Annotated in this window: 1 protein-coding gene and 1 pseudogene; both read right to left on the reverse strand. The window is 68.9% G+C overall.

The features are described 5' to 3' along the window. Window positions 1–296, reverse strand: a pseudogene (locus tag MXD62_RS27365) (potassium-transporting ATPase subunit B); the annotation flags it as partial. A 3-nt stretch (window positions 297–299) separates the two neighbouring features. Continuing rightward, a partial coding sequence (kdpA, locus tag MXD62_RS27370; protein WP_248832277.1) for a potassium-transporting ATPase subunit KdpA occupies window positions 300–1886 on the reverse strand: 1587 nt, incomplete at its 5' end.

A 1886-nucleotide genomic window follows, 5' to 3' on the forward strand; every position in this document is an offset into this window, starting at 1 on the left:
AGGTTGGCGAAGATCACGGTGAGCCACAGCCACACAGTGATCATCCAGCCGAACGCCGACGGGTCGGTGATCGCGAGGACGGTGGTGTACGCCGCGCCGACCTCGACGATCAGCATGACCGGGTTGTGCCACAGGGTCCGCGGGTCGAGCTTGCGCACCGCGCTCGGCAGGGACGTCCAGAGCTGCTTCGGGTCGAGCAGACCGCCCCCGACCCGCCGCGGTTGGGCCGGCGGCGTTTCCCGCCGGCCGGCGGCGCTGGCGCTGTCCTGGTGCGCGGCGATGGTGGTGGTACTCATCGGTCAGTGGATCCCTTCCGCGAAGGGCCCGAGAGCCAGCGCGGGAAAGAAGGTGAGCGCCACGATGATCAACGTGACGCCGGTGAGCATCCCGACGAACTGGGGCCGGTGCGTCGGCAGCGTTCCGGCGGTGACGGGTACCGGCGTCTGCCGGGCCAGCGAGCCCGCCAGGCCGAGCACGAAAATCATCGGGAGGAACCGGCCGAACATCATCGCCAGCCCGAGCGCGGTGTTGTACCAGGTGGTGTTCACCGTGATTCCGGCGAAGGCCGACCCGTTGTTGTTCCCCGCGGAGGTGAACGAGTAGAGAACCTCGGACAGGCCGTGCGCGCCGGAGTTGAGCATGCCCGCCCGCTGGCCGGGCAGCGCCATCGCGACCCCGGTGCCGAGCAGCACGATGATCGGCGTGGTCAGGAAGTACAGCGACGCGAACTTCATCTCCCGCGCGCCGATCTTCTTCCCGACGTACTCCGGGGTCCGCCCGATCATCAGCCCGGCGACGAAAACCGTCACGACGGCCAGGACCAGCATTCCGTACAGGCCCGATCCGACACCGCCCGGCGCCACCTCGCCCAGCATCATGTTGAACAGCAGGGTCGCGCCACCGAGACTCGTGTAGGAATCGTGGAACGAGTTCACCGCGCCGGACGATGTCAGGGTCGTGGCGGTGGCGAACAGCGCCGAGTTCGCGACGCCGAACCGGGCGTCCGTCCCCTCGGTGGCCGCGCCGACGGCCTCGGGGACGGTTCCGTGGTGTGCGACCTGGAAGGCCATGTTCACCGTGAGGCTGCCCAGCGCGATCAGCGCCATCACCGCGACGATCGCCAGGCCCTGGCGCCTGTCCCCGACCAGCCGGCCGAAGGTGCGCGGCAGCGAGAAGGCGATCATCAGCAGGAGGTAGATCTCGAACAGGTTCGTCCACGCCACCGGGTTCTCGAACGGATGCGCGGAGTTGACGTTGTAGAAGCCGCCACCGTTGGTACCGAGCTCCTTGATGACCTCCTGGCTGGCCACCGGCCCCCCGGTGATCGCCTGCCGGCCGCCGGCCACGGTCGTCACCACGTGGTTGCCGTGCAGGTTCTGGATCGCCCCACCGGCGATCAGCACGATCGCGCCGAGGACGCAGACCGGCAGCAGGACCCGCACGATCGTCCGCGTCAGATCGACCCAGAAGTTGCCGATCTCGTCGCCGGTTCCCACGACACCATCCATGCTGCCCGGACCCGCCGCGACCGGCGCGCGCCGGCGGGCGAAGCCCCGCACGACGGCGATCGCCACCGAGATGCCGACCGCGGCCGAGGCGAAGTTCTGCACCGCCAGGCCGGTCATCTGGGTGAGGTGCGACATCGTCGACTCACCCGAGTACGCCTGCCAGTTCGTGTTCGTCGTGAAGCTCACGGCGGTGTTCCAGGCCAGCGCCGGCGACACCCCGGAGAATCCCAGATCCCAGGGCAGGTGGTCCTGGACCCGCTGCATCAGGTACAGGAACAGCACGGACACGGCAGAGAACGCCAGCACGCTGCGGGCGTACACCGTCCACCGCTGGCCCGCGTTCGGATTCACCCCCGTCAGCCGGTATATCGCCCGCTC

This window comes from Frankia sp. Mgl5 (assembly GCF_023242985.1).
GTDB lineage: Bacteria > Actinomycetota > Actinomycetes > Frankiales > Frankiaceae > Parafrankia > Parafrankia soli.